This is a genomic window from Pseudorhodoferax sp. Leaf265 (genome assembly GCF_001422365.1).
GTDB lineage: Bacteria > Pseudomonadota > Gammaproteobacteria > Burkholderiales > Burkholderiaceae_C > Pseudorhodoferax.
This window is the reverse complement of sequence record NZ_LMMT01000003.1, coordinates 14,596-33,220: the sequence shown is the minus strand read 5'-3', so window position 1 is coordinate 33,220 and position 18,625 is coordinate 14,596. Positions and strand designations below refer to the sequence as shown.

Here is an 18,625-nt window from a genome sequence, read left to right as displayed (position 1 = left end):
CTCCGGAGGTGTCAACGAAAAAAGCGGCCCGATTATGAGCCGGGGTAGAAGGGCTTGCCGATGGAATTGGGCATGTTGGCCCGGATCCACGCGGGGTTGCGCGAGATGATGGCCAGCACTACCACCGGCGCGATGTACTGCAGCATCGACAGGAACTGGCTGGGCACCTGCACGCCCTGGCTCTGCAGGAAAAATCCCAGCTGGCCGACGCCGCCGAACAGATAGGCGCCCAGCAACACGCGCGCGGGCCGCCAGGTGGCAAACGTGGTCAGCGCCAGCGCGATCCAGCCGTTGCCAGCCACCATGCCCTCGACCCACAGCGGCGTGTAGACCACCGACAGGTAGCTGCCCGCCAGCCCACACAGCGCGCCGCCGGCCAGCACCGCGAGGAAGCGGATGCGCCGCACCGGATAGCCTAGCGCGTGCGAGGATTCGGGCGACTCGCCGACCGAGCGCAGCACCAGGCCGGCGCGCGTGCGCATCAGGAACCAGATCAGCGCGAACGTGAACAGCACGGCGATGTAGACCATGGGATGGTGGCGGAACAGCGCCGGCCCGAACCACGGGATGTCGGCCAGCACCGGGATCGCGTACTGCGGCGAAGGCGGCAGCTTCTCCTGCACATAGCCCACGCCCACGAAGGCCGAGAAGCCGCTGCCGAACAGGCTCAGCGCCAGGCCCGTGGCGTACTGGTTGGTGTTGAACCAGATCACGAGCACGCCGAAGGCCGCGGCCATGGCCGCGCCGGCCGCCATGCCGGCCGCAAAGCCCACCCAGGTGCTGCCGCTGTGCACGGCGGCCGCGAAGCCGGCGATGGCGGCGCACAGCATCATGCCCTCGGCGCCCAGGTTGATGATGCCGGCCTTCTCGTTGATGAGCAGGCCCAGCGCCGCGAGCGCGAGCACGGTGCCTGCATTGAGCGTGGCGGCCAGCAAGAGTGCGTACGCGTCCATCACGCAGCCCTCCGCAGGCCGGTGAAGCGCACACGGTAAGCGATCAGCGTGTCGCAGGCCAGCAGTGTGAACAGCAGGAGGCCCTGGAACACGCCTGTGAGCGATTTGGGCAGGCCCAGGCGCGATTGCGCGAGTTCGCCACCGATGTAGAACATGCTCATGAGGATGGCCGAGAACACCATGCCGATGGGATGCAGGCGGCCGACGAAGGCCACGATGATGGCCGCGAAGCCGTAGCCCGCCGGCACATAGGGCGTGAGCTGGCCGATCGGGCCGGCCACCTCCAGCGCGCCGGCCAGCCCGGCCGCGCCGCCGGACGTGAGCAGCGCGATCCACAGCGCGCGGCGCGACGAGAAGCCCGCGTAGCGCGCCGCCGCCGGCGCCAGGCCGCCGACCTGCTGCGCGAAGCCCGCCCGCGTGCGGAACAGGAACACCCACAGCGCCCCAGCGCCGAGCAGCGCGATCAGAAGGCCGACGCTCACGCGCGAGCCCTTCATGAGCCGCGGGATCTGCGTGACGGCCTCGAAGGTCTTGCTCTGCGGGAAGTTGTAGCCGCCCGGGTCCTTGAGCGGCCCCTGCACCAGGTAGCCCAGGAAGTGGATCGCCACGTAGACCAGCATCAGGCTGACCAGGATCTCGCTGGCGTTGAAGCGATCGCGCAGCAGCGCCACGATGCCGGCCCAGACCATGCCGCCCAGGATGCCGGCGAGCAGGATGGGCACGACGATCCAGCCCGACGTGCCCTTGCCGGCCATCAGCGCGACACAGCCCGCGCAGACCGCGCCGATCACGAACTGCCCCTCGGCGCCGATGTTCCAGACGTTGGAGCGAAAGCACACGGCCAGGCCCAGCGCGATGATGAGCAGCGGCGTGGCCTTGACCATGAGCTCGCCGAGTGCGTAGGCGTTGCGCAGCGGCTCCCAGAAGAACACGCCGAGGCCGCGCAGCGGGTCCTTGCCCAGCGCGATGAACAGCAAGGTGCCGATCCCCACCGTGATGGCCAGCGCCAGCAGCGGCGAGCCGAAGCTCCAGAACTTCGACGGTTCGGGGCGGGCTTCAAGCTTGAGCATGCTGCGCCTCCCCTGCTCCGGTCCACAGGCCCGACATCCATTCGCCGATCTGCGGCACCGTCGCCTGCGCGCGCGCCACGGAGGGCGACAGCCGCCCCTTGGCGATCACGTAGAGCCGGTCGCTGATCTCGAACAGCTCGTCCAGCTCCTCGCTGACCACGAGCACGGCGCAGCCTGCATCGCGCAGCGCGAGGATGGCGCCGCGGATCTGCGCGGCCGCGCCCACGTCCACGCCCCAGGTTGGCTGCGAGACGATCAAGAGCTTGGGATTGGCGTCGATCTCGCGGCCGACGATGAACTTCTGCAGGTTACCGCCCGACAGCGACTTGGCCGCTGACTGCGGCCCGCCGGCCTTGACCTTGTAGCGCGCAATCGTCTCGCGCGCCTGCTCGGTGAGCCGGCGCACCCGGATCCAGCCGCTCTTGCCGACGGCGTCGTTGCGCGTCAGCAGCAGGTTGTGCGCCAGGCTCAGCGTGGGCACGGCGCCGCGGCCCAGCCGCTCCTCGGGCACGAAATGCAGGCCCAGCGCGCGACGGCGGCCAGGCCGCAGGCGTGCCGCGTCCTGACCGAAGATGCGCACCATGGCGGGCTGGGCACGGCAGTCCTCGCCCGACAGCGCGTAGAGCAGTTCCTTCTGCCCGTTGCCCGAAACGCCGGCGATGCCGACCACCTCGCCCGCGCGCACGTCCAGGTCGATGCCCTCCAGGTCGACGCCGAACTGGTCCTCGCGCGCCAGGCTCAGGCCCTGCACCTGCAGCACGGTGGCGCCGGCCTTCACCTCACGGTGCTGCAGGGCCGGCGGCTCGGCGCCGATCATGAGCCGGCTCAGCGAGGCATTGCTCTCCTCGCGCGGGTTGCACACGCCCGTGACCTTGCCGCCGCGCAGCACCGTGCAGGCCGTGCAGAGTTCGCGGATCTCGTGCAGCTTGTGGCTGATGTACAGGATGCTGCAGCCCTCGGCCGCCAGCTTCTTGAGCACCACGAAGAGCTTCTCGACGGCCTGCGGCGTGAGCACCGAGGTCGGCTCGTCCAGGATCAGCAGCTTGGGGTCGGTCAGCAGCGCGCGGATGATCTCCACGCGCTGCATCTCACCGACCGACAGCGTGTGCACGGGCCGCGTGGGGTCGATGTCCAGGCCGTACTCGCCGGCCTTGGCCGTGATGCGCTGGGTGACCTCGGCCAGCTTGAGGCTCTTGTCCAGCCCCAGCCAGACGTTCTCGGCCACGGTCAGCGTGTCGAACAGGCTGAAGTGCTGGAACACCATGCTGATGCCCAGGGCGCGTGCCTCCTGCGGGTTGCGGATGTGCACCTCGCGGCCGTCGAAGGTCACCGATCCCTGGTCGGGCTTGACCGAGCCGTAGATGATCTTCATCAGCGTGGACTTGCCGGCGCCGTTCTCGCCGAGCACGGCGTGGGTCTCGCCGGGCATCACGGTCAGCGAAACGTCGCTGTTGGCCACGACGGCCGGGTAGGCCTTGGTGATGTTGGCGAGCGCCAATCGGGGAATGGTCATGGACAGCGGGGCACCTCTGGGCGGGTCTTGGATGTGTTTCGGTCACACCAGCAAGGTCGATGCCACCCCACGGCGGCCCTTCCCCGCCGGCCATGCACCAAAACCGAGCGTGGGCGCGATGTTAAGGGCCCCCGCCCCCGCGCCCACGGCCCGGGGAAACCCCAGGCCGGCCGTGCTCAGACCGCCACGATGCGCCGGTTGGCCGCGCCAGGCAGCACGCGCAGGGCCTTGTCCGTCACCGCCTGGTAGCTGCGGCTGGTGATGGTGTTGACGTAGGTCCAGTCGGCCCGGCACTCGGCGGCCGTGGTCGTCAGCACCATGTAGCCGCGGCGCGCCGTGTCGCAGTACTGCAGCGGGCCGACCAGCTGGGTCAGTGCGCCGGCCAGCACGGCCGGGTCTTCGCCCGGCAGGTAGTCCTCGAAGCCGGGCGAGGTGACCGACGAGGTGGCGAACTCCACGCCGACCTGGCGGCCCTGCGCGTCCAGCAGGTCGCTGGCCCAGGCGTTGTGGGTGTCGCCGGCCAGCACCACGAGGTTCTTGCCCTGGCTGCGCGCCATCTCCAGCACGGCCTCGCGCGCAGCCGGGTAGCCGTCCCAGGCGTCCAGGTTGTAGGGAATCGCGGGCGCCTGCAGCACGGCCAGTTCCTGCGCCGTCAGGGTCTGCGGCGCAGCCTGGGCCTTGGCGGCGATGGCGCTGTACGCGGCCAGCGAGACGCCGCCCAGCCCGAGCAGGCCGAACAGCAGCGGCGCCGGCACCTGCATGCGGCCCATCAGCACCTGCTGGCCCAGCACCTGCCAAGTGGCGGTGGAGGCGGCCATCTGACCCGCCAGCCAGTTGGCCTGGGTGCTGCCCAGCAGCTGGCGCGCGGGATCGCCCACGGCCGCCGTGAAGCCGGCCGCGTCCAGCCCGGTCTGCGTGATGTACGGGGTGTAGGACAGCTGTTCGTCGCGGCCGACCACGCGCGTGTCCAGCATGTGCAACGCGAGCAGGCCGCCGAAGTCGAAGCTGCGGTAGATCCGCCCGGTGTCGGCACCGCTGCGGATCGGCATCCACTCGTGGTAGGCCTGGATGGCAGCGGCCTTGCGCGCGGCGAAGTCGCCTTCTGCGGGCTGGTGGTTCTCCGCACCGTTCATCCAGGTGTCGTTGCTGATCTCGTGGTCGTCCCAGACCGCGATCATGGGCACGGCCGCGTGCAGGGCCTGCAGGTCGGCGTCGCTGCGGTATTGGGCGTAGCGGCGCCGGTAGTCCGTCAGTTGCACGGTCTCGGTGGAGGGCTCGGACAGACGGCCCAGCGCGGCCGCGTTGGCCGACGCATAGCCGCCCTGCGCGTACTCGTAGATGTAGTCGCCCAGGTGCACGGTGGCGTCCAGGTCGTTGCGTTTGGCAGCCTCGGCGTAGACGTTGAAGTAGCCGGCCGGGTAGTTGGAGCACGAGAACACCGCCAGCCGCACCTGGGTGGCACCTGCAGCCGGCAGCGTGCGGGTGCGGCCCACGGGCGAGAGCTGGCCGTAGGCGTTGAAGCGGTACCAATAGCTGCGCCCGGCCGCCAGGCCCGTGGCATCGACCTTGACCGTGTGGTCGCGCGCGGCCGAGGTGCGGGCCTCGCCGCTGGCGACGATGGCGGTGAAGCCGCTGTCGCTGGCCACCTCCCAGCGCAATGCGATCTCCTGCGTGGCCGCGGTGCTCACGCGGGTCCACAGGATCACGCGGTCCGCGAGCGGATCGCCGCTGGCCACGCCGTGCGCGAACGCGACCTCGGGATCGTCGTCGCTGCCGCCGCAGCCGCCAGCGCCAGGCCGCCGAAGGCGGCGGCGCCCAGTGCCACCTGGCGCACGAAGCGGCGACGGCCGGGTTGCGGGGGCACGGCCTCGGCCAGCGGATTGACCATCGCGGGGATCTTCTTCATCGGGGACCTTGTGGAAGAAACAAAGCCAGGCAGCTTGCCGGCCCCCCATGACGTGCGCGTTAAGCCGCAGCGGTCGCGAACAGATTCACGATGAATTGGCGCAGCCAGGCCCGCGCCGGCTCGCTGGCGTGGCGACGGCTCCAGTGCAATGACACCGTGAATTCGGCCAGCGGCAGCGCCGGCTCCACCAGCGCGTAGCCGCCCTGCTCGGCAAAGCCCAGCGCGATGTTGCGCGGCATCACCACGGCCAGGTCGGTCGCGCGCACGATGGCCGGCAGCACGAGGAAGTGGTGCGTGGTCAGCCGCAGCCGGTCCTGCAGCTGCAGCAGTTCGAGGATGCGCAGCGTGTCCGAGTGCGTGCGCACGGCCACCAGTTCCAGTTCGCGCAGCCATTGCAGGTCGCCGGCCTTGCGGCGCGTGCGCAGCAGCGGATGGCCTTCGCGCAGCAGCACGATGTAGCGGTCGCGCAGCAGCGCCACATGCTCGGTGCCCTGCACCTGGGGCAGGAAGCCGAAAGCCAGGTCGATGCGCCCGTCGTCCAGCGCCGGCGCGATCTCGGCGGCTGGCAAGGGCATGGTCTCCACCCGCACACCCGGCGCGGCCCGCAGCAGCGCGGCCATGAGTTCGGGCAGGAAGCGCGCCTCGCCGATGTCGGACAGATGCAGGCGGAACACCTGGCGCGCGCTGGCCGGATCGAAGCTGGCCTGCGCGTTGAGCGCCTGCTCCAGGATGCCCAGCGCCTCGCGCACCGCGCTGCCCAGGGCCTCGGCCTTGGGCGTGGGCCGCACGCCGGCGCCGGCGCGCACGAACAGCGGGTCGTGCAGCAGCGTGCGCAGCCGCGCCAGGCCCTGGCTCGCCGCGGGTTGGGTGATGTCCAGCAGCTCGGCCGCGCGGCTCACGTTGCGCGTGCGGCCGATCGCATCGAACAGCCGCAGCAGGTTCAGGTCGAGTGCGTTGATATGCACAGGGCGCATGGTTCTTATCCATACCATTTTATTGATTGCATGAGCCCGGCGACAGAAGATCGCGGGCTCCCGTTCCTTCCGACTGCCACCATGTCCGACCAACCCACCGTCCGCGAAGCCGTGCTGGCGCTGCTGCGCAGCTTCGGCATCGACACCATCTTCGGCAACCCCGGCTCCACCGAGCTGCCGCTGTTCCTCGACTTCCCGGACGACTTCCGCTACGTGCTGGGCCTGCAGGAATCCGTGGTCGTGGGCATGGCCGACGGCTACGCCCAGGCCACGGGCAACGCGGCCTTCGTCAACCTGCATTCGGCGGCCGGCGTGGGCCACGCCATGGGCAACATCTTCACGGCCCACAAGAACCGCACGCCCATGGTCATCACGGCCGGCCAGCAGGCGCGTTCCATCCTGCCGTTCGAGCCCTTCCTGTTCTCGGCCCAGGCGACCGAGCTGCCCAAGCCCTATGTCAAGTGGAGCGTGGAGCCGGCCCGCGCCGAGGATGTGCCGCTCGCCATCGCACGTGCCTACTACGTCGCCATGCAGGAGCCCAAGGGCCCGGTGCTGGTGTCGATCCCGGCGGACGACTGGGCGCAGCCGACCGAGCCCGTGCTGGCGCGCACGGTGAGCCAGGTGGCGCGGCCCGATCCGGCGCTGCTCGCGCGCATCGGCCAGTTGCTGGAGGCGAGCCGCCGGCCGGCGCTGGTGGTCGGTGCGGCCACGGACCGCGCTGGCGCCTGGGACGTCACCGTGGCCCTGGCCGAACGCCACCAGGCCCGCGTGTGGATCGCGCCCATGTCGGGCCGGGCGGGCTTCCCCGAAGACCACCCGCTGTTCGCCGGCTTCCTGCCGGCCATGCGCGAGCAGATCGTGCAGAAGCTTTCTGGCCACGACTTCGTGCTCGCGCTCGGCGCGGCGGCCTTCACCTACCACGTGGAGGGCCAGGGCCCACACCTGCCGGCCGGCGCCAGCCTGGCGCAGATCGTCGACGACCCACAGGTCGCGGCCTGGGCGCCCGTGGGCCTGGCGGTGGTCGGCAACATCCGGCTCGCGGTCGAGGAACTGCTGGCACGGCCGGCCGCAGCAGCAGGCCACCGCGAGCCGCCGCCCGCGCGCCAGCCGGCCCCGGTGCCGCCGGCCCCGGCCGCGGGCGAGCGCCCCTCCACCGCCTGGGTGCTGCACCGGCTCGACAAGCTGCGGCCGGCCGATGCCGTGGTGGTCGAGGAGGCGCCCAGCGCCCGCGCCACCATGCAGCAGCAGTTGCCCATGCGCGCGGCCGCCAGCTTCTACACCATGTGCAGCGGCGGCCTGGGCCACAGCCTGCCGGCGGCCGTGGGCGTGGCGCTGGGCCGGCCCGGCCGGCGCGTGATCGCGCTGATCGGCGACGGCTCGGCCATGTACGCGATCCAGGCGCTGTGGAGCGCGGCCCAGCTGCGGCTGCCGCTCACGGTGCTGATCCTCAAGAACCGCAGCTACGCGGCACTCAACATGTTCGCGCCGGCCTTCGGCTTCGCGGCAGGCGCCGAACTGCCCGGCACCGCCCTGCCCGACCTGGACTTCGTCGCGCTGGCGCATGGCCATGGCTGCCAGGGCCTGCGCGCGGCCGATGGCGAATCCCTGGAGCGTCTGTTGCCGCAGGCGCTGGCCGCGACATCGCCGACGCTGCTGGAAATCGAAGTCGACTGAACCGCACCACAAGACAAGGAGACAAGCATGACCATCCCCCGCCGGACCGCCCTCGCCACGCTGGCCGCGTTCGCCACTGTCGGCCCCGCCCGAGCCCAGGCCTGGCCCGCCAAACCGATCCGCGTGGTCGTCAACTTCCCGCCCGGCGGCGCGGCCGACCAGATCGCGCGCGCGGTCGGCCAGCCGCTGTCCGAGGCGCTGGGCCAGCCCGTGGTCGTGGAGAACCGCGGCGGCGCCAACGGCAACATCGGCGGCGAAGCCGTGACCAAGGCCGCGCCGGACGGCTACACGCTGCTCATGAGTTCGGGCGGCATGGTCTCGGTGAATCCGCACATCTATGCGCGCATGCCCTTCGACCCGGTGCGCGACATCGTGCCCGTGGCCTCGGCCGCGCGCGTGCTGGTCTACCTGCTGGTGCGGCCGGACCTGCCGCCGAAGAACATCGCCGAGTTCATCGCCTACCTCAAGGCCAACCCGGGCAAGCTGTCCTACGGCTCTCCCGGCAACGGCAGCTCGCCACACCTGGCCGGCGAGATGATGAAGGCGCAGGCCAATGTGTTCGCGGTGCACGTGCCCTACCGCGGCGCAGCGCCCGCGCTGCAGGACCTGCTGGCCGGCCAGATCGACTACTTCTTCGACCCCGGCATCGGCCTGAACCAGGTGCGTGCCGGCAAGCTGCGCCTGCTGGCCGTGGGCAGCCCCAAGCGCTCGCCGGCCTTTCCCGACGTGCCCACGCTGGACGAGGCCGGGCTCAAGGGCTTCGACGCGGACACGGTGTTCGGTTTCTACGCGCCGGCCGGCACGCCGGCCGATGTGATCGCGCGGCTGAACCGCGAGATCAACCGCATCCTGCAGACGGCGCCGCTGCGCGAACGCATGCTGGCGCTCGGTGGCGAGGCACTGCCCTTGAGTCCGGAGCAGTTCCACCAGCGCGCGGAGGAGGATTCCAGGCGCTTCGGGGCCATCATCAAGGAGCGCGGCATCCGCGGGGACTGATCAGGCCAGCACGATCTCCAGGCGCGCGCTGTCTGCGGCCTGCGCGAGCGCATCCGTCCAATCTTGCAGCGCGACGCTGGCCGCGCCCAGTCGGTAGCGGTTGGGCAAGCGCGTGAACGCCAGCACTTGCCCGTTCAGCACCAGCTGCTGCACCCCGCAGCCGCGCGGCCCGACGCGGTAGCGCACCTCCAGGGCCGTGCCGCGCAGCGTGGCCTGCGCGACCAGACCATCCAGGCTCGCGGGCATCACCGGGTCGAAGTGGACCGCGTCGTGGCTGCTGCGCAGCCCCAGCAGCTGGCGCACGACCAGGCTCAGCGCGATGCCCGCGCCGCTGGAGTACACGCGCCAGCCGCCCTGCACGCCGACCTCGCCGGCGGACAGGCGGTCGTACTGCTCCGCGGCCTCGTAGCGGTCGGCGAACTCGGCGTCGGAACTGGAGTAGTAGCAGTTGGCCTGGCGCAGCCGCGCCTGCGGTAGCCACGCCTGCATGCCGATCGGGTTGGCCTGGCACAGGGCCTCGAAGAAAGCCTCTGCATCCCCGTGCTGCGCCAGCGCCTCGGCGTAGCGCAGGTGGGCATGGGTGTACATGAGGCCGATCTCGCGGCCGAAGAAGCTGCTGCTTTCGGCGCGCTGGAACAGGGTCTGCGGGCCGCCGCAGTAGGCCAGCGGGCGGTCGAACAGACGGGCGCCGTCAGGGCCCAGCAGGTGCGTACGGACCAGGGCCAGGTGCCGTGCGGCCTGGTCCGGGTCCAGCATCTCGTGGATGACGGCGTGGACCATGGGCAGCAGGCTGTAGTGCGCCCCCGTCAGCGCGTCGCGCGGGTGCAGCAGGTAACGCGGCGCGCCTGTGGCCTCGAACAGGGCATAGCCTGCCAGCACGCCATCGGGCATCAGCTGCTGCTGGAAGTCGTGCAGCGCCGCCTGGGCCTGCGCCGCCAGCGCATCGGCCCGGTCCGTGCGGCCCAGGGCCTGCAGCGCCTGCCCCAGCGTGCGCAGCATCTGGTAGTGCAGCGTCACGGTCCAGGCGCTGCACAGCCGCTCGCGCAGGGCCGGGTCGGCCGGCTGCAACGAATCGTTCCAGTCGCCATGGCCATAGGCCGCCAGGTGGGTGGCCGGGATGCGCCGGCGCGCGATGACGCCCAGCGCGCGCTCCACGTGCTGCCAGACCGTGGCCTGCTCGGCATGCGACGGTCCCTTCGCGTGGAAGAACGGCAGCCGTTCGTCGAGCAGGCCACCATCGCCCGAGGCCTGCAGGTACTGGCCCAGCGCGACGAGCGGCCAGAACACGATGTCGCCGTGCGAATCGCCGGCGCGCACGAGGCGGTCGCGCGCGAAGAACATGAACCACTGCGGCCAGTCGCCGTTCGGCTGCTGCTCGGCGAACACGCGCAGCAGCAGGTCGCGCAGCGGTGGCAGGCAGCCGTGCGCCAGCAGCAGCTCCACAGGGCCCTGGCTCACGTCGCGCGTGCCCCAGCCGCCGCCCGTGTACTGCTCCAGGCCGCGCGGCGCGAGGTAATGCACCAGCGCGTTGTCCTGCAGCCAGGGCAGCCACTCGGACAGCGCCGCCAGCCTGGGCTGGGCCGTGCCTTGCGGTAGCTCCAGCCGTGGCAGGCGCAACGCAGGCAGGCGGGGCAAGGCGGCATCGGGCGCGGCCAGCGGCCCGAGCAGGTGGGAGCGGATGTCCAAGCCGAAGTCGGTGCACGGCAGGGTCCGCAGGCACAGGAAGGGCTGGCCGCGCGATCGCCCGTCCAGGTACAGCAGCTCGTCCGCACCGACGTGCTCCAGCAGCGCCGCACTGCGCGCGTCGGGCTGCAGCGCGAAGCTGCCGCCCGGGTACTGCCGCTGCGCGGCGCTGCCGGGCGCGGGCGCCACGGTCACCGCACCGTCCGCGCCGCGCTGCCAGGCGGGCATGCCCGGCGCGAGGCCGTCGTCGCCCTGCAGGGCCAGGTGGTGCGTGACGAGGAAGCGCCGCGCGGGACCGGCGTCCACCTGCAGCGCGAGCGACAGCGCATGGTCCTCGGCCGCGGCGCCGGCGCGGACCGTCAGCACGCCCTCCGCGTGGGCATAGACCCATTGGCATTGCCGCCCGGACATGGCGAACGCCGAGGGCAGCCCCAGCAGTTGCCATTGCCCGCCGATCTCCACCAGCACGCGCTGGCCGCTGCCGCGGTTCAACCCCAAGTAGCTGCGCACGGTGGACAGCAGCCGGTTGCTGCTGACATGGCCCTGGGTCACCATGGAATGGAAGACCCCGCCCATCCAGCAGGTGCTGGTCAGGCTGCGCTCGTCGGGCACCAGGTGCGCGCCCGTGCGCAGCAGCTGACCATGCGGGCGCAGCGCCTGCCGCTCCTTGCGCGGCAAGGCCACATGCGTACCGCAGGCCGCGAAGAAGGACAGCAACAACCCGTCGGCGTCGCGCTCCACCTGGCGCCAGGGAAGCGGAAACCGCTGGGCCAGCTGCGCCTCGGACAGCTCCCGCGCCGGCAGGTCGCCGGCCTGCGTGAATAGGCTGGGCACGGCCTCGCGCCAGCGCGGACCCGGCTCATCCGGCGCCGGCGCGGCCGCGGCCAACGCCGCCCAGGCATCGGCCTGGGCCAGGTCGGCCGTGCCTGTCGCGCCTGGATGGTCGGCCTGCACACCGGCGAAAAATCCCAGCCGCACATCGGCATGCGCAGCCAGCACGCAGGCTTCGTCCTGCAGCGCCAGCATGGCGTGTTCGTGCTGCAGCCGCTGGTTGGGCAGGTCGGCCACGGCTGCAACGGGTGCCTCACCGCTGCGCCAGCCCAGGCCGACGGACTGCAAGGCGTCGGTCGCGAAGCCGACCGCCTGCCGCAGCGAGCCCATCAGCAGCCAGGGATGGCGCTGGCCCGCGCCCGCCAGGTTCTGCCGCGTTGCCAGCACGGTGCCGCGCGACGGATGGTCCAGCGGCACATGGTCCAGGTACTGGCTCACGTAGTACTCGTTGATGCGGACCGCACCATAGGGCGCCAGCGCGACGTCCTGCAGCAGCACGAGATCGACCGCCTGCGCGCTGTCGCCCGCGTTGTGCAGGTCCACATGCCACGACCAGACCGGTGCGCTGGCGTGCAGTTGCAGCCGCACCAGGTAGCGCAGAGCGCCCCAGCGCCCGCGCGCCTGCCACGCACCGGCGTGCAGGCGCCACTGCGCCCCGCTGGCCGGCGCGAGCAGGTTCAGGCTGTCCAGCACCGCCCCATCCTGCCGCCGCCGCAGCCACAGCGCCGTGGCCGCCGCTTCGAGCGCGTGGCCCGAGAACAGCTGGAGGGTGGTGTCGCCGAAGTCCAGGCGGTGCAGCGTGCCGTTGGCATGGAAGGCCGCGGACAGGCCGCCGGGGCTGGTCAGCAGAAGCTCGGAAGAAGCGCTCATGGGTGCGGCAAGGGCGAACGGTGGAGGGATGGGCAGGGTTTCAACGTGGCGCCGCCGGCGGCCACGGTAAAGCGCAGGCGGGCTGGCAGCCGGTGCACCACGAGGCCGGCGGGTGGCAGGCAGGCCAGCGCCTGGCCGTCGATGCTGGCCTGCGCTGGCGCGGCGCTGCCGGGCAGCGCGATGACGAGGCCGCCAGCTGGCAGGCGCATGCCGCCCGCGATGTCCACGGTGGTGGTCGCACCGGCGCGGCGAGCACGGTAGCTCAGCGGGCCGTGTGGCGTGTGCAGGTCGCGCAGCGCGAGGCCCTGGCCTTGCAGCCAGGCCGGGGACACGCCCGCGCCGAGCACCCAGGCCGAGCGCTCGGGCGCCTTGTAGGCGAACAGGTCCAGCGCGGCGCGCAGGAAATCCGAGGCCACCCAGCCGTGCGGCATGTCGCCCACGAAGCGCGGCGCGCGCGGGTCGCGCCCGACGACCTCGGCCCATTGCTTCCAGCCCAGCGGCCGGCGGTCGCGCAGGAAGTAGTCGGCCGCGGCCAGCGCGCGTTCGCGCGCGCCCAGGCGCAGCAGCGCGCCCACCGTGCGCCATTCGTAGGGGGTATAGGCATCCCAGGTGGGCGGGCCGTCGCGGCGCGCTGTGAAGTGCTGCCAGTACTGCGCGAAGGTGGCGTTCAGCGCGTCCTGCGGCAGCACGCCCTGCAAGCCGGCTGGCGCCAGGGCCACGGTGGTCGAAGTGGCGTCGAAGTCGCCACGATCGGCCGCGCCGGGGATTGCGGCCATGCCGTACTTTTTCTGCGCCAGCGCAATGGAGGCCAGCACATCGCGCTGGAAGTCGACCTGCTGTGCTTGCCAGTGCGCTGCGGCCGCCGTGTCGCCAAGCGCCCGCGCCATCGCCACCCCGTCGGCATAGCCCAGCAGGCCCCAGAAGTTGTCCCAGTACGCGTACGCAGCCTGGTCGGAATAGCCTTCGTGGCTGATGGAGGGCGGCAGCAGGCCCTGGTACAGACGGCGCTCGGGCGTGCCGTTCTTGTGCGCGCCCTCCTCGGCACGCAGGGTGTCCATGTAGGCCAGCACCTTGACGGCAGCCGGCCATTGGGCGCGCAGCCAGGCCACGTCGCCGGTGTGGCGGTAGGTGGTGGCCAGCAGGTGCAGGTAGGCGCCCATGCTGTCGTTCTCCGGCACCGGATCGGCGCCGCGCGCATCGATGCAGCACGGCACCTTGCCGTTGGCGAAAAGCTGCGGCGTGAACCAGTCGGCATAGTCCCGCGCCACCTGGGCGTGACCCAGGCTGGCCAGCGCGGCGCTGGTCATCGCGCCGTCGCGGATCCAGGAGCGCGCGTACGAACGCGTGCCCGGCCGGATGGCCGCGCCCTGCTGGTTGATCAGGATGTGGGCCAGGGCCGTGCGCACGGTGTCGGCCAGGCCCTGGGTGTCGCCCTCGAAACGCAGGCCGGTGCGGTTGAGCCGGGATGCCCATTGCGCGGCGCTGCGCTGGCGCGCGGCCTCGAACCAGGCGGCCGGCGCGACGGCCTGCGGCAACCTGGCCGGCCCGGCCTGCGGCAGCACGACCACGATGTCGCGGCTGGCACCGGCCGGCAGCGCGATGGCGTACTGCAGCGCCACCGATGCGAAGCCTTGCGGGTCGTCCCAGCGCACGGCCTGGTCGGCATCCAACGGCTGCCGCAGCGCTTGCAGGCTGCCCGCACCGCCCTGGCCGAACAGCAGCCGCGTGGGCCGGGTGGTCGTCGCGAGCCAGGGCCGTTCGTCGCGCGCCAGCACGCCGTCCTGCCAGTCCAGCCGGTGCAGCGGCGCGGCGCCACCCGGAATGTTCAGGAACTGCGTCGGCGGATTGACCTGGAAGGGGCGCGCCGCGAGCCACAGCGTCATGGTGCGGGCCTCCCGTGCGGGGTTGTGCACGCGGTAGCGCACCTGCGTCTGCAGGCCGCCCGCGTCGTCGGCGAAAGCCGTGGTCTCCAGGCGGAACAGCGGATGCGTCCACGTGACCTGCGGGATCGGCATGTAGCCGCGGGTCAGGCTCTGCGCCACTTGCACATCGGCCCAGCCGTGCAGCTGGCCATCGACCTCGACGAAGGGCTCGAGCGAAGGCCCGGCCTTCATCGGCTCCACGGTACCGTCTTCGGACATCAACGCCTGCTCGCCCCCGCCCGGCACGCCCAGCACGGTCCAGTAGGCCTGCTCACCGCTGAAGCCGCGTGGGAACTGGCCGCGCTGGCCGAAGGCGGCCTGCTTCTCGACCAGGGCGTTCAGCGAGCCCAGCGCGCCGGCCGCCAGGAACTCCACGCTCTGCAACGCGAGACGCTCGCCCGCCCCCTGCTCCAGCACCAGGCGCAACTGCTGCGCCTCCTGCTCCGGGGTGTAGAGCACCTCATGTCCGCCCAGGCCCGCCGCCACCGTCTGCAGGGTCCGCCACTCGTGGCCATCCAGCGAACCCTCGACGCGGTAGCGGCTGGCGTGCTGGCCGGGCGCCCAGTGCAGCACCATGCCGCTGAATTCGCGTGGCTGGCCGAAGTCGGTCTGCAGCACGAGCGGCTGGCCCGCTGCGGCGCTCCAGGGCATGCTTCTCGGCACATCGGCGCCGGCCTGCCACAGCGGCTCGGGCCACTGCGCAGGCGGCTCCGGCAACGGCGCGATGGCCAGCGCGTCGAAGCACAGCTCGCCACGCGCGCCCTGCGCACCGACCAGCACCAGCTCGAAGCGTTCTGTATGGCGCAGGGTCTTGTCGGCCGCCGGCCCCCAGGCGAACCCGATGTGCCGGCGCTTGGTGGCCAGCGCCGTCCACTGCACCGGTGCGGCGAAGTCCGCGCGCCGGTGCCACCAGACGTTGAGCCCGCTCGCGTCGACGAGCTTGAGTTCGAGGGCCGTCAGCCCGCCCTGCCCGCGCGCCGGGAGGCTCAGCGCGAAGTTGCCCGCGACGTCCAGCGGCACCGAGCGACCCAAAGCCACATGGCCCGCGACACGACCGAAGTCGTAGCGCACGCAGGCCGCGGTCCGGCTGTCAGGTGCGGGCAGGAGTTCGGCCTGCACCTGGTCGGTGGCCGACAGCTGCCAGGCCTGCAGGTCCGCGAAATCGGCCAGGGTGCGCGCCTGCGCCGGCGCGGGCAGGAGCCAGGCGCAGAGCAGCAGTGCCAGCCACTTCATCACTTGACGCCCCCCGACAGGATGCCGCTCACGTAGAAGCGCTGCGTGCACAGGAACAGCAGCAGCACGGGAAGCACGGTCACGACGGCACCGGCCATCATGAGTTCGCTGTCCTGCACATGCTCGCGCGACAGCGAGGCCAGCGCCAGCGGCAAGGTGTGCAGGCGGTCGCCGGTCAGCACGATCAGCGGCCACATGAAGTCGTTCCAGCTTCCGAGGAAGGTCAGCACGGCCAGCGTCGCGAGCGCGGGGCGCAGCAAGGGCAGAACGATGCGCCGGAAGATGTAGAACTCGCCCGCGCCGTCCACGCGCGCGGCATCCAGCAGTTCGTCGGGGATGGTCTCGGCCTGGCGGCGGATCAGGAAGATGCCGAAGATGCTGGCCATGCCGGGCACCAGCACACCCAGGTAGGTGTTGACCAGGCCCATGTTCTTGAGCAGCAGGAACAGCGGCAGCATCGCCACCTGGCCCGGGATGACGAGCGCGCTCACCAGCAGCTGGAAGATGCGCTCCTTGCCCGCGAACGCGAGCTTGGCGAAGGCGTAGCCCGCGGCGCTGTTGAAGGCCAGCGACAGCAGCGTGCTCGCGCTGGCCAGCAGCACGCTGTTGGCGATGTAGCGCCACAGGCCTTCCAGGGCAAACAGCTCGCGGTAGTTCTGCAGCGTGGGCTCGGCCGGCAGCAAGGGCGGCGGCACCGTGCTGGCCTCGCCGGGGGCCATGAACGAGACGCTCAGCATCCAGACCAGCGGGCTCAGCGCGAACAGCGCGATGAGCAGCAGCAGGCCATGCACGGCGATGCCCTGCCCCGTGCTGCCGTGCCCCTGCATCACCAGCGGCTCCAGCGGCGCAGCGCCAGCAGGACGCCCGTGCACACCATCATGAGCACGAACAGCAGGAAGGCCACGGCGCTGGCCGAGCCCAGGTTCCACCACTTGAAGCCTTCCTCGTACATCAGGTAGAGCACGCTGACAGTGCTGCGCGCCGGCCCGCCCTGGGTCATCACATAGGGCTCGCCGAACAGCTGGAAGTAGCCCGTCACCGTCAGGATGCCGACCATGCCCAGCGTGGGCGCCAGCAGCGGCAGGGTCACGCGGAGGAAGCGCTGCCAGGCGCCGGCACCATCCATCGCCGCCGCCTCGTAGAGTTCGCGCGGAATGCTCTGCAGCCCGGCCAGCAGGATCACGGCGTTGTAGCCAAAGTTCTTCCACACCGCGAACAGCACGATGGCCGGCATGGACCAGCGCGGATCGCCGAGCCAGTCCACGGGCGCGATGCCGAGCTGCGCCAGCAGGTGGTTGACCCAGCCGTAGCGCGTGTGCAGCAGGTAGCGCCAGATCACGGCCACGGCCACCATGGTCGCCACCACGGGCGCGAACACCGCCGTGCGGAACAGGCCCTGCACGCGCGCGGCGGCCGCGTGCAGCAGCAGCGCGCACAGCAGGGACAGTCCCAGCGACAGCGGCACGCCGAGCAGAACAAAGTACAGCGTGTTGCCCAGCGCGTTCCAGAACTCCGCCGAGCGCAGCAGGGCCAGGTAGTTCTGCAGCCCGACGAAGCGCAACTGGCGCGGGTCCGCCAGCGCGTAGAGGTCGAAGTCCGTGAGGCTGAGCAGTAAAGCCATGAGCACGGGCAGCAGGAAGAACACGGCGATCAGCGCGAGCGCGGGCCCCGCGAAGACCCAGGCCACCCAGCGCTGCGTCATGCACGCGCCTCGGAGCCTTGCAGCAGCCAGCGGCGCTTGGCCAGGATCGCGTCGACCTGGCCGTCGAGCGCAGAGAGCGTGGGCGCCAGCGCGCCCTGGCCGCGGACCAGCTGTTCGGCTGCGCGCTGCATTTCCACGGCGATGCGCTCCCACTCCAGCACGGCGGGCGCAGGCTTCACGCGCTGCAGCTGGTCGGCGAATGCTGCCGTCCTGTCGTCGGCGTGCAGGCCCGCCAGCGCCCAGGCGCTGCGGCGCGCGGGCAGGTTGCCGGTCAGGGCGTGGAAGCGGGCCTGCACAGCAGGCTCGTTCATGTACTCGACGAAGCGCCAGGCCGCGTCCTGCCGCGGGCTGTGTCTGTGGACCACGAGGCTCGCGCCACCGGCAATCGACGCCCCCGGCCCCTGCGGCCCCGGCATGGCCGCGCAGCCCCAACTGGCCTGCAGCTCAGGCGGCAGCCGGCGCCGGAGTTCGCCCATGCTCCAGGGGCCGGACACGAAGAACGCGAAGCGGCCCCTGCCGAACTCGGTCCACAGGTTGCTGATCTGCTCCTTGCCTTGCAGGTCCGCCCAGCCGCGGCGAAAGAAGCCGCTGTAGAAGTCCAGCGCGCGGCCGAAGCCGGGGCTTGCGAAGTTGCCGCGCGTGTCCTCTTCGCGCAGCAGGCCCTCGTCCTGCTGCAGCGCCAGCGCCAGCAGTGGCTCGAACTCGTTGACAGCCAGGAACATGGGCTGGCCGCGGCCCGCGAGCCTGGCCTTGAGCGCCTCCAGCATCTGCGCCCAGCCGCTCCAGTCCTGCGCCATCTGCGCGAAGCCGGCCTGCGCCAGCAGGTCGCGGCGGTAGAACAACAAACGCGTGTCCACGTACCAGGGCAGGCCCAACAGGACCGGCGCGCTGGAGGCCGCGCGTGCGGTGATGCGCGCAGCCCGGTTGGTGGCCAGGATGCCGGGAAAGTAGTCGCCCGTGTCGACGACCGCGGACGCCTGCACGCGCGCCTGCAGTGGCGCCAGCACGTCGAGCTGGGCCATCTCGGCGATCCAGGTGTTGCCGAGCTGGAACACGTCGGGCAGGCTGTTGCCCACGTAGGCCGTCAGCAGCTTCTCGTGTGCGGAGGACCAGGGGATCTGCTGGACCTGCACAGAAATGCCAGGATGCCGCTGCGCGAAGCCCGGCAGCAGTTCCCGCACGACCTCGGCCTCGCGGCCCATGGCCCAGAACTGCAGGGGCTGCTTGCTCGAACGCCCAGTGCAGCCGCTCAACGCCACCGACGCGCCGGTGCCCAGCAACAGCGCGCGCCGGCGCAT

11 protein-coding genes and 1 pseudogene are annotated in these 18,625 nt (G+C 71.5%); 2 read left to right on the top strand and 10 right to left on the bottom strand.

The genetic code is table 11. From position 1 onward, the window contains the following. Positions 1-32 precede the first annotated feature (32 nt). The 5 genes and pseudogenes from ASF45_RS05480 to ASF45_RS05460 form a co-directional block, all read right to left on the bottom strand. Positions 33-953 carry an ABC transporter permease gene (locus tag ASF45_RS05480; protein ID WP_056658209.1) on the bottom strand — a complete coding sequence of 307 codons (921 nt, stop codon included), beginning with the start codon at positions 951-953 and terminating at the stop codon, positions 33-35. Continuing rightward, on the bottom strand, positions 953-2,023 hold the full coding sequence (locus ASF45_RS05475; protein ID WP_056658206.1) for an ABC transporter permease: 1,071 nt from the start codon (positions 2,021-2,023) through the stop codon (positions 953-955). The genes ASF45_RS05480 and ASF45_RS05475 overlap by 1 nt, the downstream gene beginning before the upstream one ends. After that, positions 2,010-3,536, bottom strand: a complete 1,527-nt coding sequence (locus ASF45_RS05470) for an ABC transporter ATP-binding protein (protein ID WP_056658203.1) — start codon at positions 3,534-3,536, stop codon at positions 2,010-2,012. The genes ASF45_RS05475 and ASF45_RS05470 overlap by 14 nt, the downstream gene beginning before the upstream one ends. A 176-nt stretch (positions 3,537-3,712) precedes the next feature. Beyond that, positions 3,713-5,442, bottom strand: a pseudogene (locus ASF45_RS05465) (alkaline phosphatase). 59 nt (positions 5,443-5,501) lie between these two features. Continuing rightward, a complete protein-coding gene (locus tag ASF45_RS05460; protein WP_056658200.1) occupies positions 5,502-6,416 on the bottom strand; it encodes a LysR substrate-binding domain-containing protein in 915 nt (304 codons plus the stop codon). An 81-nt stretch (positions 6,417-6,497) separates the two neighbouring features. Here ASF45_RS05460 and mdlC point away from each other — a divergent pair, with 81 nt between their 5' ends. Together mdlC and ASF45_RS05450 are read left to right on the top strand one after the other, a co-directional pair. Continuing rightward, on the top strand, positions 6,498-8,090 hold the full coding sequence (gene mdlC, locus ASF45_RS05455) for a benzoylformate decarboxylase (protein WP_056658197.1): 1,593 nt from the start codon (positions 6,498-6,500) through the stop codon (positions 8,088-8,090). A 27-nt stretch (positions 8,091-8,117) separates the two neighbouring features. Beyond that, positions 8,118-9,086 carry a tripartite tricarboxylate transporter substrate binding protein gene (locus ASF45_RS05450; protein ID WP_056658194.1) on the top strand — a complete coding sequence of 323 codons (969 nt, stop codon included), beginning with the start codon at positions 8,118-8,120 and terminating at the stop codon, positions 9,084-9,086. On the opposite strand, the gene ASF45_RS05445 is transcribed toward ASF45_RS05450, so the two are convergent. From ASF45_RS05445 to ASF45_RS05425, 5 genes are read right to left on the bottom strand one after another with little or no spacing between them, the layout of a single operon-like run. Beyond that, positions 9,087-12,470 carry a hypothetical protein gene (locus tag ASF45_RS05445; protein WP_056658191.1) on the bottom strand — a complete coding sequence of 1,128 codons (3,384 nt, stop codon included), beginning with the start codon at positions 12,468-12,470 and terminating at the stop codon, positions 9,087-9,089. It abuts the gene before it with no gap. Next, positions 12,467-15,625 carry a discoidin domain-containing protein gene (locus ASF45_RS05440; RefSeq protein WP_056658188.1) on the bottom strand — a complete coding sequence of 1,053 codons (3,159 nt, stop codon included), beginning with the start codon at positions 15,623-15,625 and terminating at the stop codon, positions 12,467-12,469. The genes ASF45_RS05445 and ASF45_RS05440 overlap by 4 nt, the downstream gene beginning before the upstream one ends. Further along, positions 15,625-16,452, bottom strand: a complete 828-nt coding sequence (locus ASF45_RS05435; protein ID WP_056658185.1) for a carbohydrate ABC transporter permease — start codon at positions 16,450-16,452, stop codon at positions 15,625-15,627. Before ASF45_RS05435 ends, ASF45_RS05440 begins: the two co-directional genes overlap by 1 nt. Beyond that, on the bottom strand, positions 16,452-17,327 hold the full coding sequence (locus tag ASF45_RS05430) for a carbohydrate ABC transporter permease (protein WP_056658182.1): 876 nt from the start codon (positions 17,325-17,327) through the stop codon (positions 16,452-16,454). The genes ASF45_RS05435 and ASF45_RS05430 overlap by 1 nt, the downstream gene beginning before the upstream one ends. Then, positions 17,324-18,625: an extracellular solute-binding protein gene (locus tag ASF45_RS05425; RefSeq protein ID WP_056658178.1), complete on the bottom strand. Its 1,302-nt coding sequence runs from the start codon at positions 18,623-18,625 to the stop codon at positions 17,324-17,326. Before ASF45_RS05425 ends, ASF45_RS05430 begins: the two co-directional genes overlap by 4 nt.

Coding starts and splice junctions, on each gene's coding strand:
- ASF45_RS05480 (WP_056658209.1), bottom strand. CDS start 953: ATGGACGCGTACGCACTCTTGCTGGCCGCCACGCTCAATGCAGGCACC.
- ASF45_RS05475 (WP_056658206.1), bottom strand. CDS start 2,023: ATGCTCAAGCTTGAAGCCCGCCCCGAACCGTCGAAGTTCTGGAGCTTC.
- ASF45_RS05470 (WP_056658203.1), bottom strand. CDS start 3,536: ATGACCATTCCCCGATTGGCGCTCGCCAACATCACCAAGGCCTACCCG.
- ASF45_RS05460 (WP_056658200.1), bottom strand. CDS start 6,416: ATGCGCCCTGTGCATATCAACGCACTCGACCTGAACCTGCTGCGGCTG.
- mdlC (WP_056658197.1), top strand. CDS start 6,498: ATGTCCGACCAACCCACCGTCCGCGAAGCCGTGCTGGCGCTGCTGCGC.
- ASF45_RS05450 (WP_056658194.1), top strand. CDS start 8,118: ATGACCATCCCCCGCCGGACCGCCCTCGCCACGCTGGCCGCGTTCGCC.
- ASF45_RS05445 (WP_056658191.1), bottom strand. CDS start 12,470: ATGAGCGCTTCTTCCGAGCTTCTGCTGACCAGCCCCGGCGGCCTGTCC.
- ASF45_RS05440 (WP_056658188.1), bottom strand. CDS start 15,625: ATGAAGTGGCTGGCACTGCTGCTCTGCGCCTGGCTCCTGCCCGCGCCG.
- ASF45_RS05435 (WP_056658185.1), bottom strand. CDS start 16,452: ATGCAGGGGCACGGCAGCACGGGGCAGGGCATCGCCGTGCATGGCCTG.
- ASF45_RS05430 (WP_056658182.1), bottom strand. CDS start 17,327: ATGACGCAGCGCTGGGTGGCCTGGGTCTTCGCGGGGCCCGCGCTCGCG.
- ASF45_RS05425 (WP_056658178.1), bottom strand. CDS start 18,625: ATGCGCCGGCGCGCGCTGTTGCTGGGCACCGGCGCGTCGGTGGCGTTG.